14 protein-coding genes and 1 pseudogene are annotated in these 16,141 nt (G+C 29.0%); 12 read left to right on the forward strand and 3 right to left on the reverse strand.

The window, feature by feature from the left end; all coding sequences use genetic code 11:
* Window positions 1–16: 16 nt before the first annotated feature.
* Window positions 17–1,186, reverse strand: a complete 1,170-nt coding sequence (locus AVANS_RS08020; RefSeq protein ID WP_239817360.1) for an MFS transporter — start codon at window positions 1,184–1,186, stop codon at window positions 17–19.
* A 63-nt stretch (window positions 1,187–1,249) separates the two neighbouring features.
* Here AVANS_RS08020 and thyX point away from each other — a divergent pair, with 63 nt between their 5' ends.
* Genes thyX through AVANS_RS08040 form a run of 4 tightly spaced genes read left to right on the forward strand, consistent with a single transcriptional unit; the run spans window position 1,250 to window position 3,667 of the window.
* On the forward strand, window positions 1,250–1,873 hold the full coding sequence (gene thyX / locus AVANS_RS08025) for an FAD-dependent thymidylate synthase (RefSeq protein WP_239817361.1): 624 nt from the start codon (window positions 1,250–1,252) through the stop codon (window positions 1,871–1,873).
* Window positions 1,860–2,726, forward strand: coding sequence for an MqnA/MqnD/SBP family protein (locus AVANS_RS08030; RefSeq protein ID WP_239817362.1), 867 nt, complete (start codon window positions 1,860–1,862; stop codon window positions 2,724–2,726). The genes thyX and AVANS_RS08030 overlap by 14 nt, the downstream gene beginning before the upstream one ends.
* Complete coding sequence (locus tag AVANS_RS08035) at window positions 2,723–3,241, forward strand: isochorismatase family cysteine hydrolase (protein WP_239817363.1); 519 nt, start codon at window positions 2,723–2,725, stop codon at window positions 3,239–3,241. The genes AVANS_RS08030 and AVANS_RS08035 overlap by 4 nt, the downstream gene beginning before the upstream one ends.
* Window positions 3,242–3,301: 60 nt before the next feature.
* Window positions 3,302–3,667, forward strand: a complete 366-nt coding sequence (locus tag AVANS_RS08040) for a DUF305 domain-containing protein (protein ID WP_239817364.1) — start codon at window positions 3,302–3,304, stop codon at window positions 3,665–3,667.
* Window positions 3,668–3,698: 31 nt separating this feature from the next.
* Here AVANS_RS08040 and AVANS_RS08045 read toward each other — a convergent pair whose 3' ends face one another.
* Entirely contained in the window at window positions 3,699–4,127 is a 429-nt protein-coding gene (locus tag AVANS_RS08045) for a hypothetical protein (protein WP_239817365.1), read from the reverse strand.
* 103 nt (window positions 4,128–4,230) lie between these two features.
* Entirely contained in the window at window positions 4,231–5,433 is a 1,203-nt protein-coding gene (locus AVANS_RS08050; RefSeq protein ID WP_239817366.1) for a tRNA guanosine(34) transglycosylase Tgt, read from the reverse strand.
* 30 nt (window positions 5,434–5,463) lie between these two features.
* On the opposite strand from AVANS_RS08050, the gene AVANS_RS08055 reads away from it, so the two are divergent.
* The 8 genes and pseudogenes from AVANS_RS08055 to AVANS_RS08090 all read left to right on the forward strand — a co-directional run bounded on the left by AVANS_RS08055 (window position 5,464) and on the right by AVANS_RS08090 (window position 16,133).
* Window positions 5,464–6,843: a TrkA C-terminal domain-containing protein gene (locus AVANS_RS08055; protein ID WP_239817367.1), complete on the forward strand. Its 1,380-nt coding sequence runs from the start codon at window positions 5,464–5,466 to the stop codon at window positions 6,841–6,843.
* A gap of 171 nt (window positions 6,844–7,014) precedes the next feature.
* Window positions 7,015–8,376 (forward strand): NADP-specific glutamate dehydrogenase, encoded by a 1,362-nt coding sequence (gene gdhA, locus AVANS_RS08060; protein ID WP_239817368.1) that lies wholly within the window; start codon window positions 7,015–7,017, stop codon window positions 8,374–8,376.
* Between the two features lie 28 nt (window positions 8,377–8,404).
* Window positions 8,405–10,739, forward strand: a pseudogene (gene bamA, locus AVANS_RS08065) (outer membrane protein assembly factor BamA).
* An 8-nt stretch (window positions 10,740–10,747) separates the two neighbouring features.
* Complete coding sequence (accD, locus tag AVANS_RS08070) at window positions 10,748–11,581, forward strand: acetyl-CoA carboxylase, carboxyltransferase subunit beta (protein WP_239817370.1); 834 nt, start codon at window positions 10,748–10,750, stop codon at window positions 11,579–11,581.
* Entirely contained in the window at window positions 11,578–12,030 is a 453-nt protein-coding gene (locus tag AVANS_RS08075) for a 23S rRNA (pseudouridine(1915)-N(3))-methyltransferase RlmH (protein WP_239817371.1), read from the forward strand. Before accD ends, AVANS_RS08075 begins: the two co-directional genes overlap by 4 nt.
* 9 nt (window positions 12,031–12,039) lie before the next feature.
* On the forward strand, window positions 12,040–13,050 hold the full coding sequence (locus tag AVANS_RS08080; RefSeq protein ID WP_239817372.1) for a hypothetical protein: 1,011 nt from the start codon (window positions 12,040–12,042) through the stop codon (window positions 13,048–13,050).
* Window positions 13,028–13,963, forward strand: coding sequence for a tRNA-dihydrouridine synthase (locus AVANS_RS08085; RefSeq protein ID WP_239817373.1), 936 nt, complete (start codon window positions 13,028–13,030; stop codon window positions 13,961–13,963). The genes AVANS_RS08080 and AVANS_RS08085 overlap by 23 nt, the downstream gene beginning before the upstream one ends.
* Window positions 13,947–16,133 (forward strand): endonuclease MutS2, encoded by a 2,187-nt coding sequence (locus AVANS_RS08090; RefSeq protein ID WP_239817374.1) that lies wholly within the window; start codon window positions 13,947–13,949, stop codon window positions 16,131–16,133. The genes AVANS_RS08085 and AVANS_RS08090 overlap by 17 nt, the downstream gene beginning before the upstream one ends.
* Window positions 16,134–16,141: the final 8 nt, after the last annotated feature.

Genomic DNA, 16,141 nt, shown 5'->3' on the forward strand with positions numbered 1-16,141 from the left:
ATACCTTTCCTTTTAATTAATTCTTTAATTTGATTTTTAACCTAAGATTATAAATAAATAATAATATCGCTAAAAATGAAGCGATTAAAAAAGCATCTCTTGGATGATGTAAATTAAATATATTTTCTAATATTTCATCAATCAAAGGACTTGCAAATTGTCCGCTAAATGTTGCAATACTAGCTATCGCCATATTTGTAGCTAGATTTTGCTTTTTACTTCTTGTGCTAATTTGAGAAAATAAAAACGGCAGAGTAAATCCAACTGCAAGACCATTTAAAATAGCTGCAATAATTCCTATAATTAGCATTATATTAATACCTAAAATACTAAAAGGTTCATCTAATCTAATAGAAAATAAAGAAAACGCCAAAATATAAAGAATTGCACCTGTAATTTTTATCTTTGTTCTAATTTTTTTAATCAAGGCTTGAAGTTTCATTGAAGCAATTGCACCAAATAAACCATTAAGCCCCATAATAACACCGATAAAACTTGCACTTATGATTTGCTCTTTTTGATAAATTATAGAAAAATTATTAGTGAAGTTAAAAAATAAAACTTGCATAAAAAATAAATTAATATAAATTCCGCTTAGGTTTTTTACATTTCTTAAATCTAATTTCTTTTCTTTTTGTGCGATTATTATTTTAGGTAAAAAAATCATATTTAAAATAAATAAAACTAAAGCAAAAAGATATATTAAAAAACTATATTGCCAAGAAATTGAAGCTAAAAACCCAGAAAAGCTAACGGTAATTACTGCACCTAATTGATTGCACATTGCACTAAGTCCCATTAATTTTCCTTGCTCTTCTTTTTTAAACAAAAAACCAAGCAATGAAACGCTAAGTGGCATTAAAAATCCAGTTCCAAGTCCTAAAATTGCTCTACAAAATAAAACTTGATAAATATTATCTAAAAAAAACGGACTAATACCACCTACAATAAATAATGTAAATCCTATAAAGGCAAGTTGTTTGACATTTAAAAAATTAGCTAATTTTGCAAAAACAAGACTAGATAAAATAATGAAAAGCGATGGCAAAGTAATAATTAATTTTATTAAAATTTCATCTTCACTAGCAAAGTGCTTAGCAATTAGACCTAATGCAGGTGCAACAGCAGCTCCACCAGTAACGGTTGCTAAAGAAATACTTAAGATTGAGATTTTTAGCATATTCATTGAAGTTTCCTTAAGATTTATATAAAAAAACTATAATGAAAAAAATCAAATTAAAGGCAAATAATGAGAATTACACTACTAAATCACACCCCGTTAAATATATGCTCTCATGCTATGAGAACTTGTTGGCAAAGTTTTGATAAAGGTGATAATGGCGGAGAAAAAGACTGCGAATTAATCAATCGTATAGGTAATATTTATAAGCATTCAAGCACTTTAGAGCATTTGCATTATAATTTCTATATCCAAGGCATTTCAAGAGCATGCTTGCAAGAATTAGCAAGACATAGAATGGCAAGTTTATCTGTAAAAAGCACTAGATATACATTAAAAGAACTAAGAAATGAAAGTGAGTTTAAGGAATTTGATTTTGCTAACGCTCAAAGATATATTGTGCTAACTGGAAATCGCTTGGTTGATAATGCTAGTATTTGTGCTTTAGAAAAATTAAGAATTATTTTAAATGCTGAAGGTATGACACAAGATATTGCAAAATATGCCCTACCAGAATGCTATAAAACTGAGCTTACTTGGAGTATAAATGCAAGAGCTTTACAAAATTTTTTAACTCTTAGAACAAGTAAAGCCGCATTAAAAGAGATTAGAGAACTTGCATTTAATATTTATGAAGCTTTACCTAAAGAGCATAAATTTATTTTCAAAGGTTGCTTAAATGAAGCAAATTAGTCTTGCTCATAGCCCTGATGCTGATGATATTTTTATGTATGCAGCAATCCGCTATGGTTGGATAAGTTCAGAGTTTAATTACACTAGCATTGCTGATGATATTGAGACCTTAAACAAAGCAAGTTTAAATAATATTTATGATGTTTGTGCGATTTCTTTTGCTGTGTATCCAAAAATACAAAGTGAATATGCATTGCTAAGATGTGCAACAAGCTTTGGCAATGGCTATGGACCAAAATTAATCACTCTAAAAGATAAGGTTTTAAAGCCTAATTTTAAAGTTGCTTTAAGTGGAGAAAACACCACAAATGCTCTTTTATTTCGCTTAAAATATCCAAATGCAAGAATAACATATATGAATTTTTTAGATATTCAAAATGCTGTTTTAGATGGCAGTGTTGATGCTGGGGTATTAATACATGAGAGTATTCTTAATTATAGTGATAAACTTAGGGTTGAATGTGAGATTTGGGATATTTGGGCTGAGTTTTGCAAGGCTGAGTGTGGCGAAGTTTTAAGCTTACCCCTTGGTGGAATGGCAATTCGTAGGTCTTTAATGCTAAGTGATGCAATTAAGATTGAAAATGAACTAACTCGTGCAGTAGAAGTTGCTACTAAAAATAAAACTTCATTAAGTCGCATTTTGCTTAGTAAAAACGAAGTTAGAGTAAATGAAGCTGAGCTTAATAAATATCTAAGCCTTTATGCAAATGATGAGAGTATAAGCCTAAGCGATGAGCAAATAAAATCTCTTGATATATTATTTAAACTAGGAGAAAAACTAGGATTTAGTCCTTGTAAAACAAAGGATAATTTAATCCCAACAGAATACGAAGGATTAAGAAATTCATGAAAAATCTTTTGGTAATTGTTGATTTTCAAAATGATTTTATAAATGGCTCACTAGGATTTGAAAAAGCCAAATCCTTAGAGCCAATTATCTTAGAAAAATATGAAAAATATTTAAAAAATAATGATGATATAATTTTTACCTTTGATTTGCATTATGATGATTATTTAGACACTTTAGAAGGGCAAAAACTACCTATAAAACACTGCATTAATGAAACTTACGGAGTTAAAGCTTACAAAAAATTTGATGATTTAGCTAAAAATCATTTATGCTTTTATAAGAATACTTTTGGCTCACTTGAACTTGGAAATTATCTAGCTAATAAAGATTATGCAAATATTGAAATTGTTGGGCTTGTAAGTAATATTTGCGTTTTATCAAATGCTATCATCATAAAAGCTGCGAAGCCAAATACAAGAATTTTTATTGATAAAAACGCAACCGCAAGTTATGATGAAGATTTGCATAACAAAGCTTTAGATATTTTAAAAAATCTTCATATAGATATAATTTAACACTTTTTTGACACTTTTTATTTTTATAATACGAACTTATTTTTAAAACAAGGAAGAAAAATGAGATTATTATTTTTAGCAGCGTTTGCGTTAAGTCTTAGCGTAAATGCAAAAACTTTAAACGATAGCGATTTTAAAGCTATGCAAAATGAGCTAAACGAAAGTATGGCAAAAATGCATGGAAAAATGAATGCAGGTTTGGTTGAAAAAGACCCTGATTTATCATTTGTTGTAGGTATGCTGCCACACCACGAAGGCGCTGTTGATATGGCGAAAATCGTATTAAAATACGGCGAAGATGAAAGCATTAAAAAACTAGCAGAAGATATTATAAAAGCCCAAGAAGCAGAAATTAAATTTATGCAAGAATATTTAGACAAAAAAGGTTATAAATATCCAGAGCATTCAAACCACAATCATCATTAATTAAACCCCTATTTTTAGGGGTTTATACTAATTAAGCTTTTATATCAAGCAATTTTGTTTCGCTAAGTTCATTTATAAAGTCTTTTGTATAAGATATAAAATCTTTTAATTTATCGCTACTAATCAAATCCTTTAATTTATCTTCGCTTATTTTAAGATTTATAGAAAAATCTTTTAAGAGTTTCTTTTCATCATTTGTAAGACTTTCTAAGCCTTGATTTTTTAGCTTTGCTAAGGCTGTTAATTTTTTTAATTCTTCTAGCTCTTTTTCTTTTAATTTATCTGTATTTGTAAGCTTATATGTATTAATCAAATCTTCATTGTTTTTATTATTAGTTGCTTCTAAATTATCTTCAAAATATCCCTTCTCGCCAACATCCATAAACTCAGCAAATGTAATAATACCATCAAGGTTTTTATCATATTTTAAAGTAAGATTTAAAGAATTACTAATGCTCATAAGTAATGCTTATTGCCTTAAATCGGATATATTTTAAAAAGGTTTAGTGGCAGTAAAAACTGCCATTATTAAGTTTGTAATTCCTATTTCAAATTCTTAAAAATTATTTATAAATTTCTTTAAAGTTTTTATAAAAATTATCAAAGGTTTTATTTGCTATATTTGTTCTAATTTCTTGCATTAAATTTAAATAATAATGTAGATTATGCAAACTTGCTAAGCGAAAGAACGTAATCTCACCTGCTTTAAATAAATGATGAATATAAGCACGGCTAAAGTTTTTACAAGCATAACAAGAGCAATTACTATCTATTGGATTTTTATCAAGTTTCATTGAACTTGCTTTTATATTTATCTTGCCAAAACTTGTAAATAAAGTCCCATTTCTAGCATTTCTAGTAGGCATAACGCAATCAAACATATCAACCCCACGAGCGACATTTTCAACCAAATCAAGTGGAGTTCCAACCCCCATTAAATATCTAGGGCGATTCGTTGGCATTAAAGGAGTTAGATTTTCTACCGTTTCATACATTAATTCATTTGGCTCTCCAACACTTAGCCCACCGATAGCTAAGCCATCAAAAGAATGCTCATTTTCGCATTCTAATATACCTTCAAGGCATTCTTTTCTATAAGTTTTATTAGTTCCGCCTTGAATAATTGCGAAAATATTTTGCTCTCTTTTTATCTCTTCATCATAAAGCTTATTAAACTCTAGTTTATAAAGCTCTTTTGAATATCTTTTAAGCAAAGTTTCTTCATCATTATTTTTAAATTCTTTTTTCATCTCAAGCGATAATTTAGCCCAATAAATCGTGCGTTTTAGACTTGCCTTAATCCTTTCATCACTTGCAGGTAAAGCACACAAATCATCTAAAACCATACAAATATCACTATTTAAAAGATACTGAGTTTTAAGCACACTTGCAGGAGTAAAATTATGAATTGAGCCATCTATGTGGCTTTTAAACATAATTCCTTCATCACTATGTTTTGTATTTTTGCTTAGCGAAAATGCTTGAAATCCCCCGCTATCTGTCAAAAAAGAACCTTTATATTTTGTAAAATTATGAAGCCCTCCAAAATTAGCAATGATATTTGCACCTGGTCTTAAATATGTATGATAAGTATTTGCTAAGATTATCTTAGCACCTAAAGTATTTTGCATATCATTTGCATCAAGAGCTTTTACGCAAGCTTGAGTTCCAACAGGCATAAAACAAGGGGTATTAAACTCTCCATTAGCCGTTGTTACCTTGCCAAGTCTAGCAAAATTATCGCTTGAATATAAATCAAATTTCATTATAATCTTTCCTTTAAAATTGGAGTTGTTATGAAAAAAATATTAATTTTAGCTAAGGTTTGCGTAGCAAATCATTTTCTAAAAGAATTAACAAGGTTTAAGGATAGCACAAAAGAATATATAATCGTTTGCCAAGAAGATATTCCTTTTAAACACAATTTTACTCATATTAAAATTGACCCAACAAACGCTGCTAGACTTAAAAACTACATAGATGATAAATTAGAATTAGTATATATTTTATTAGACGAAAAAGATGACACAAGACTTGCTTATGATGCGATTAGACAAATTGCTAAGCGTGTAAGAATTGTAGTCTTATCAAATAATAAAGAATACGAAAACGATAGCTTTTGCACTCTAGTAAATCAAGAAGAAAGCACTACAAATCATCTAATAGATATTTTGCCAAATATGCCTATGATTGCAAGAGATATTGGACTTGGAATTGGCGAAATAATGCAAGTTTTTGTGCCTGTTGGCTCAATTTATGCAAATAAACATATAAATGCGATTGCTCAAGAATTTTATAAAATCGCTCTAATTTATAGAGATAATCAAATAATTTTGCCAAAGCCAGATACTCAAATACTAGCAAATGATGAGCTTGTTTTAGTAGGAGATCCAAATATTTTAAACCTTATGTTTTCAAGGATTAAAGGTCAAGTTGGACAATTTCCTAGCCCTTATGGAGATACAATTTGTGTAATTATTGATATGAAAATTGACACAAATATAGACAATTTAATAAATACAGCACTTTTATTGCATGCAAAAACAAATAGTATTAAGCTAATTTTTTATGTAATAAACCCAACTCTAAATAAATCATTAGAAAAATTAAAGAAATTAAAAAGAAAGACAATAATAGTCCATATTAAATATGAAGCTACATCGGTAAAAGAAACGATTTTTGAGTTTTGCAATGTATATTCTGGGCTATTTATTGTAAGCAAAGAAATTTTCAAAAAAAATATGGAGCAATTATACGATAGTTCTATGCCTGTTTTAAAGGTTGGAAAAGTTGATTTTGCAAAGCTTAATTCAATAGCTTGTATAAGCTCAGGCTCGCTTGGCGTGGAGAATTTAACTTCTACTTTATTAGATATTTCTTTATTATTAAATCTTGATGCAAAGTTACTTTATTTTGACAATGCAAACCCTGTAAATGATGATTTAATAGAGCATATAAATATGCAATCGCAATTTTTTAATAAAAACCTTGAATTAGTAGAATACAAGAGCAAAAATCCATTATTAGACTTAAAATTCAATCCTTATATTATCCATTGTCTTGGATTTGAAAAACAATTATTACATACTAATACATTAAAATATTTATCAAATGATTTTTCTAAGCTATATGAAGTATTAGACGATAATTATCAGCTGTTTATACCAGTAGTTTAACGGAATTTGAAATAGGAATTAAAGCAAATTCCTATTTCAAATTCTTTAAAATTTATCTTCAAAAAAAATTAAAATTTTTCTCTAATTTTTTTCATAAAAAATTCTTAAAAAATTTTCATAATTTTTTTAATTTTTTTGTATAATGTTTTTTTAATTTTTAAAGGAGAGAATATGAGTGCAAAATCTTATGTAAATGACACGCTTGAATTAATCAAAACTTATTCAGCTAGACAACCTATATTTTTACAATGTGCAACTGAAGTTTTAAAATCAGTTATACCATTGTTAGAAAGCAATAAACAATACGAGCAACACGCAGTATTGCAAAGACTTGTAATGCCTGAGCGAACAATAATTTTTAGAGTTGTATATATTGATGATAGTGGTAAAGCACAAACTCATTTTGGTTATAGAGTGCAATTTTCTAGCACACTTGGACCTTATAAAGGTGGGCTTAGATTTCACCCAACTGTAAATCTTGATATTTTAAAGTTCTTAGCATTTGAACAAATCTTTAAAAACTCTTTAACAGGTCTTTATATAGGCGGTGGTAAAGGTGGAGCAAACTTTGATCCAAAAGGCAAAAGCGACGCAGAAATTATGAGATTTTGTCAAGCATTTATGAGTGAACTTAGCAAACACATAGGTTATTCAACCGACGTTCCTGCAGGAGATATTGGTGTTGGAGCTAGAGAGCTTGGATATATGTTTGGAGCGTATAAAAAAATCACTTCTAAATTTGATGGAACCCTAACAGGTAAAAAAATTAGCTGGGGTGGTTCATTAGTTAGAAAAGAAGCAACAGGCTATGGAACTGTGTATTTTTCTAATGAATTATTAAAAGAAAAAGGCGAAGGCTTTGAAGGAAAAACCTGCGTTGTATCAGGTAGTGGAAACGTTGCTATTTATACTATTGAAAAGCTAAATCAATATGGAGCAAAAGTTGTAGCAGTAAGCGATAGCGATGGTTATGTATATGATAAAGACGGAATTGATTTAGATTTATTAAAAGAAGTGAAAGAAAATTTAAGACTTCGTGTAAGTGATTATGCAAATCGCAAAAAAGGTGCAGTATTTGTATCTAAAGTAAATTACGAAAAAGGAACTAATGGTATTTGGAGCATTCCTTGTGATTATGCTTTCCCTTGTGCTACACAAAACGAATTAAGCTTGCTAGATGCAAAAAATCTCCATAAAAATGGTTGTAAATTAATCGCTGAAGGTGCGAACATGCCTTGCACACTTGATGCTCAAAAGTTCATTTTAGAAAACAAAATGTATTATGCACCGGCAAAAGCAGCAAACGCAGGTGGAGTTGCTACAAGCGCATTAGAAATGCAACAAAATGCTAATATGACTTCTTGGACATTTAGCGAAGTTGATGAGAAATTACATAAGATTATGAAAGATATTTATGCAAGAACTTCAGCTACTGCAAAAGATTTTGGCTTTGAGCATAACTTACTTGCAGGTGCAAATATTGCAGGCTTTAAAAAAGTTGCAGATGCTATGATAGACCAAGGCTATATTTAAGCCTAAAAGCCCTATTTTTAGGGCTTTTTTGACAAACTTAACATTAACTTTCTTTTATTATTATTTCCCTTTAAAATTAAAAAATCAGGTTAAATATGAAAACAATATTATATGTAAGTGCTATTAGCTCTTTTTTATATGCAAACACTATAAGTGATATTGAATTTAAAGGCTTATATCATTTATCAGCAGAACAAGCATTAAAGGCAATAGATTTAAAAGTAAATGATGAAATAAATATATACAAGATTAATAATGCTGTAAAAAATCTATTTTCTTATGGATATTTTGATGATATTTATGTAGATGAAAATAATGGAAAGCTTACTTTTCATGTAGTAGAAAAGCAATTCATCGCAAAAGTAAATATCAAAGGAACTTCAAGTAATGATAAAAAGCAAATTGAATCATTTTTAAGTATTAAAAAAGGTGAAGCTTATAATGAAAGAAAAATAAGCGAAGCAAAAGAAAAAATCATTCTCTACTATCAATCTCGTGGTTTTTACGATAGCGTTGTAGAAGTTGAGACCCAAGATTTAGAAAATAATGCTGTTGTGCTTAATTTCAATATAAATCGTGGAGAAATAATAACTATTAAAAAAGTTAATTTAATAGGAGCAAATAAGCTTAATTATAGTGATTTTGACCCAGTAATAGCAAATAAAGAAAAAGAATTATTAGGCTGGTTTTGGGGTTTTAATGATGGTAAATTATATTCAACCGAACTTCCAAATGATTCAGCAAGAATTAAAGATGAGTATATGAAAAAAGGCTATCTTGATGCTAATGTTTCAAGTCCTTATTTAGAAGCAAATATGCAAAATTATAAAGCTGAATTAACTTATTATATAAACGAAGGCAAGCGTTATAAAATAGAAGAAATAAGCATAGAAAATCCTTTAGAAAATGAGTTAAAAATCAATATAAAAGATTTAAGAAGTAAAAAAGGAAAATACATAAACTCAGAAAAAATTCGCTCTGATATTGAGTTTATAAAGACTAAATTCCAAGATAAAGGCTACGCTTTAGCAGAAGTTTATCCTGATATTGCCAAAAATGATAGCGATGGTTTAGTAAAAATTGATTTTAAAGTTAATTTAGGCAAGATTTATAATATAGGTGAAGTGATTGTTAAAGGAAATGACAAGTCTTTAGATAAGGTAGTAAGAAGAGAGCTTTACCTTACTGAAGGTATGCAATTTAGCAAAACTGACTTAAACGATAGCATAATTGCACTTAAAAAAACCGGATATTTTGAAGAAGTTGATATCACTCCAAAACCTAGCTTTACAGGAGATATTGATTTATTAGTAGAAGTTAAAGAAAAAGCAACAGGCTCAATTACAGGTGGCGTTGGATATAGCACTGCTGATGGATTTTTAATGAATGCTTCTGTTAGCGATAGAAATATCTTAGGTAGTGGAATGTATGGCGGAGTTAATGTTGAAAAATCAGACAAAGATGTAACAGGTAAAATCTTTTTAAATAATCCTAGATTGTTTGATTCAAAATTTTCAAGCGGTTTTGATATATATAGCTATAAAAGAGATTGGGATACTTACGAAGAATATAACAATGGTTTAGAGCTTAGCATAGGAAGAGAATTTGCTAGATATTGGGGAGCTGGTGCTATTTATAATTACGAGCAAAGTGATTTAAGAAAAGCAACTATTGAAATGATAGCAAGTGGTGAAAAATTAGGAAAATCAAAAAAATCAGCTATTACTCCTTATATTTATTTTGACAATACTGATGATTTTTACTTGCCAAGAAGTGGTATTTATAGTAGAGCTGCATTTACTTATGTAGGTTTAGGAGGCGATCAAAAATATAAAAAATTCGCTTTTGATTTTAAATACTACAAAGGCTTAAAAGAAGATTTTGATACAGATTTAATCTTTAGATTTAGAACTTCATTTAATAAACTATTTAATTATAAAAACACTCCTATAAACTCAAGATTATATCTTGGTGGTTTAAGAAGTGTAAGAGGATATGAAAGCGATTCTATCACCCCAAAAGGAATAGGATATTATGACCCTGCAACACACTCAAAGGTAAATAAACCAGGTAATGGAATAATCGCTTATCCTTATGATAAAGGGGGAGCAATTTCGCTTAATTCAAGTGCTGAAATAAATTTCCCTTTAATAAATAAATTAAAACTTCGTGGTTCAATTTTCTATGATTATGGTATGATAGGCGAAAAGAAATTAAACGAGATAAAAAGACAAAGTGCAGGAATTAGTCTTGATTGGACTACTCCTATGGGGCCACTTGTGTTTGTATTCTCAAAACCTCTTGATAAAAAAGCAGGAGATAAAACAAATACTTTTGAATTTAGTATAGGAAGTCAATTTTAGGAGATAAAATGAATTTTGCAGATATTTTTAACTTTAGAAAGGCTCAACCAAAACCAAGTGAAGCACCAAATCACTGGGTAAAGTGTGATAATTGCCATGCTTTAATGTATTATAAAGAAGTAGCAAGCTGTTTTAATGTTTGCCCAAAATGTGGATTACATATGAAAATTAGTCCTAAAGAGCGTATTGAAATGCTTGTAGATGAAGGAAGTTTTATAGAATATGATAAAACTTTAAGAGCAAATGACCCTTTAAAATTCGTAGATTCAAAAAGCTATAAAAAACGCTTAAGCGAAAGTGAAGAAAAAACAGGAAGAACAAGTGCGGTAATTTCAGGAGAATGCAAAATCGGTGGAATTGGCGTTCAATTATGTGTGTTTGATTTTTCTTTTATGGGTGGTTCTTTAGGTAGTGTTGAAGGTGAGAAAATAGTTCGTGCAATTCAAAGAGCTATGGAGAAAAAAGAAGGACTAATAATAATAAGTGCAAGTGGTGGTGCTAGAATGCAAGAAAGCACTTATTCACTAATGCAAATGGCAAAAACTTCAGCAGCCTTAAAACTACTAGCTAGAGAAAGACTTCCTTATATATCAATTCTTACAAATCCTACTTTTGGTGGGGTATCAGCTTCATTTGCTTGGCTTGGGGACTTAGTTATCGCTGAACCTATGGCACAAATCGGCTTTGCAGGAGCTAGAGTAATTAAGCAAACAATAGGCGCTGATTTACCTGAAGGATTTCAAAGTGCCGAGTTTTTATTAGAACATGGACTTATTGATGCTATCGTAACTAGAGCTAATCAGCGTGAATTTTTAAGCGATTTTTTACGATATTTTAAATGAATATAAATATTTATTTTATTCAAAAAAAATTAGAAAAACTAAGCGAGATTGAAAATAGATTTATAAAACTTATAAATCAGCATTCAAAGCTTAGTTTAAATAATGTTTTTTCAAAACAAATTGCAAAAGCTCAAGATTTAGGCTCAAATGAAGCAAAACTTGAATATGCAAAAGCTTATATGCCTTACAAAAAACCTTTTAGCATAGCACTAAGCGAAAGGGGTAAGAGCATTGATAGTATTGAGTTTGCAAGTTTATTAAAAGATAAAAATGAGATTAATTTTTTTGTCGGTGGAGCTTATGGATTTAGCGATGAGTTTTTAAATGAATGTGATTATGTTTTAAGCTTTTCTAAGCTTACCTTTTCACACGAATTAGCTAGAATTGTGTTACTAGAACAGATTTATCGTGGTTTTTGTATAAACAAAAATCATCCTTATCACAAATAAAGGGGAGTTATGAAAATTAGAAACTTTTTTATTTATTCTATTTTGTATTTAATTATAGTAGGCTTTATTGTAATTGTATTTTTCCATGATTTATTAGCTACTAAAAGAGCTGTTGAAATAAGCGTTTTTAATTATCAAAAAACTTTGGAATTTGAAAACGTAATTTGGGTTGGCTTACCTTTAGCAGTTTATATGGTTTTTGCTTTACTTTATTTTTATTCTTCGTTTTTATCACTACATTTTGCAAAAAAAAGACTAGTAAAAGACGGGAAAAAATTTGAAAATTTCTTAGAAGAATTAGTATTAGAAAAAAACAATAGCTATAAATTTAAAACAAAAGAATTTCAAGAAGCAAGCGAATTAGTAAAATCGCTTTATTACAAACAAGCAGGAGCTTTAGGGGATAAATTAAACAATGCAATAGCAATAAGAGCTATGATTGAAAACGGAGAAATCTGTGATTTAAAACCTTTTAAGCTAGGAAAAGATAATGAACTTTTCTTAAAAAATGAAGCTAATAAAGCTAAACATGATTTAAACTATGCTTATAATTTACTCAAAAATCAAGATGAAATCAACGATGAAATAAGCCTTAGTGCTTACAATAATTTAATGCTAAACGGACTTTATGCAAATATTAAAACTCTTAAAATCCAAAAAAGCAAAGAAGATGTAAAAATACTTTTAAATAGATTTATAAACGATGATTTAAGTCTAAGCAATGCTGAGCTTGAAGTTTTGATTTTTAGTGTTGATTTTAATGAAAGCGAGTATTTAGATATAGCAAAAGATTTATTTACTAAGCTTGAGCCTGAGAGTATAAAAGGGATTTTTTATAAATTAAAAAATGAAAAAGAATTAGCCTTTAGAGCTTATTTATATTTACTTGCAAAACTTGCATTAATTGATGAATTAATAGAGCAAATTTATAGTAGTGAAGCTAATTTAGAAGATTTTAAACTAATAGTATTTTTAAAAGAACAAGGTAAAACATACGATGTTGACAAACTTATTTGCTAATTCTAAACCTTTAATTTTAGCACCTATGGCAGGTCTTAGCGACCTTGCCTTTAGAAGACTTGTAAAAAAATTTGATTGTGATATTACAATTAGCGAAATGATTAGCTCAAATGCTCTTGTATATGAGAGCGAAAAATCACGCACAATGCTAGAAAAAGATAAAAGCGAAATACCTTTTATAGCCCAAATAGCAGGTTCAAACAAAGAAATAATAAAAAAAGCAGTTGAAATCATAAATAACGAAGAAAACATTCACGGAATTGATTTTAACTGCGGTTGTCCTGTAAATAAAGTAATAAAACAAAACGCAGGTTCAGCACTTTTAAAAGATTTAGATACTTTAAAATCCTTGCTAGATATTATAAAATCAAACAATAAAGTAGGAACTACAAGCGTTAAAATTAGGCTAGGATTTAATGAATGCGAAATAGAAAAAATAATAACAGCTCTAAATGAATTAGAATTAGATTTTATAAGTATTCACGGAAGAACTAGAGCTGGAATGTATAGCGCTAAAGTAAATTACGATGCTATTAAACTAGCAAAATCTTTAGCAAAAACCAAAATCGTAGCAAACGGCGATATATCTTATGAAAATCACAAAGTTGTTTTAGAGCATACAAACGCAGATGCTTTAATGATAGGAAGAAATGCTATCGGAAATCCTTGGATTTTTTCAGAAATTAAAGGAAAATCTAAAGATATAAATAAATGCGAAATTATCTTAACTCATTTTGAATATATGTGTGATTTATATAAAGATTATGCTTGTTCATTATTTAGAAAGCACTTGCACGAATATTCAAAAGGCTTAGCAAATGCAAGTGAATTTAGAAATGAAGTAAATCGCATAAATGAACCTAAGATTATGTTTAATATTATAAAAGAGTTTTTTGATGCAACAAATTATTAAAAACCTTGATTTAGTTGAGTATTTAGATGAATTATTTGCAATGTTTGCAAGAAGTAAGCCTTTGTTTATTCAAGGCGATACAAACTTACACCTTGCAAGAATAAATGAATTATGCGAATATGAATTAAAAGAAATAAAAAGCGTAAAAGATTTAAGCAATGCTTTAAATCATATTAGTAAAAAGGGTGTTTTACACCTTGATGAGATTGAAGAGTTTATAAAAATTATAAATTATTTTAAATACTTAGCCCAAATTCCGTTTTCAAATTCCTTTCAAAAATATCTTGAAAAAATCGTAATTCCTAAAGAAATTGAAGATATTTTAAAATACTTTAAAGATGATAAATTCGATGAAGATAGCGATGAGAGTTTAGTAAATATAAAAGCAAAAATAAAAGAGCTAAATCAAAGCATAAGCCAAAGCCTAAGAGCTACAATAAATCAAAAAAACCTTGAAAGCTATTTAATAGATACGCAAATTCACTTTATTTTAAATACTGAATGCTTGTTAGTTAGGGGTGGTTTTGCAAAAGTTCTTGAAGCAAATATTATCTCAAGAAGTAGCGGTGGGGGATTTTATGTTGAACCTAATAATATTTCAAATTATAAGCAAGGCATAAGAAGACTGCAAAACGAAGCAGATGAGAAAAAGTACGAATATGCCAAAAAATTTAGTGAAATTTTATCAAAGCACTTATTGTTTTTAAAATTTATAAATAAAGAATTTGATTTAATTGATAGCTATATTGCAAGGGTTAATTTTGCTAAGAAAAAGGATTTAAGCTTTATTGCTCCAAGCAATGATGAAAAAATAATCTTAAGTGAGTTTTGCCACCCTGCACTAAATAATCCAAAGCCTGTTAGTGTTGAGTTTAACGAACAAGTATTATTAATAACAGGTGTAAATGCTGGTGGAAAATCAATGTTACTTAAAAGCCTAATGGCAGCTAGTTTTATGGCTAAATATTTAGTTCCTATGAGAATTAACGCTAATAAATCAAAAATAAGTGCATTTAAAGAATATATAAGCATTATAGAAGACCCACAAATGGCAAAAAACGATATATCAACCTTTGCAGGAAGAATGTTAGCTTTTGCAAAAATGAATGGAAAGAAAAACTTCTTATTAGGAGTTGATGAGATTGAATTAGGAACTGATTTTGAAGAAGCAAGTTCGCTATTTTTTACCCTAATTTGTGAGCTTAAAAAACATGGAAAATTAATAATCACAACTCATCATAAAAGACTTGCAATGCTACTTGCTAAAGAAAATGGAGTTAGTCTATTAGCAGCTTTATATGATATTAAAAATGAGCGTCCTAAATATGAGTTTTTAGCTGGAATTGTTGGTAAATCTTATGCTTACGAAACAGCTTTAAGATATGGAATTCCTGCAGGCTTAATTGAGCTTGCTAAAAAAAGCTTTAGTGAAGCTGAGCAAAATATAAATGAAATGCTAAATAAAAACCTAGAGCTAGATGCAAAACTTAAAATGCTAATAGCAAATAATGAAAAAAAAGAAAACAAGCTAAACTCTCTTTTAGAAAACTTAAAAGACAAAGAAAACAAACTTCAAGATGAATACAAAAAAAGAAGAAATGAATTAGAAAACGAGTATTTTAAAGCTATAAATGCCGCTAAAAAAACTCTTGATTTTAGCGACTTAAAAGACAAGCAAAGACAAATTAATGCAGCAAATGCACTAAAGCAGCAAATAAAACCTGAAGCTGTTAAAAGAGCTGATTTTAAGGTAGGTGATTTTGTAAAATATGAAAAAATTAAAGGCAAAATCATCGCATTAAACAAAAATATAGCAACCGTGCAAACTGATATGCTACAATTAAAACTTGATATTTCAATGTTAAAAGCAAGTAGCGAAATTCCTAAATCAAATTCTAGCAAAGTTACTTATGAAAAAAACGTAAGTAATGCAAGCGTAAAGCTAGATTTACATGGTTTAAGAAGCGAAGAAGCAATTGATTTGCTTGATAAATTTATTTCAGATTCTTTGATTGCAGGATTTGATGAAGTGATTGTGTATCATGGAATCGGAACTGGTCGTTTAGCAGCAGCTGTTAAAGAATATTTAAAATCAAGCAAAAGCATAAAAAGTTTTAGCGATGCACCTGCAAATGCTGGTGGGTTTGGAGCTAAGATTATAAAATTATAAGGCGTTAA

It is taken from the genome of Campylobacter sp. RM5004 (assembly GCF_022369455.1).
Classification (GTDB): domain Bacteria; phylum Campylobacterota; class Campylobacteria; order Campylobacterales; family Campylobacteraceae; genus Campylobacter_E.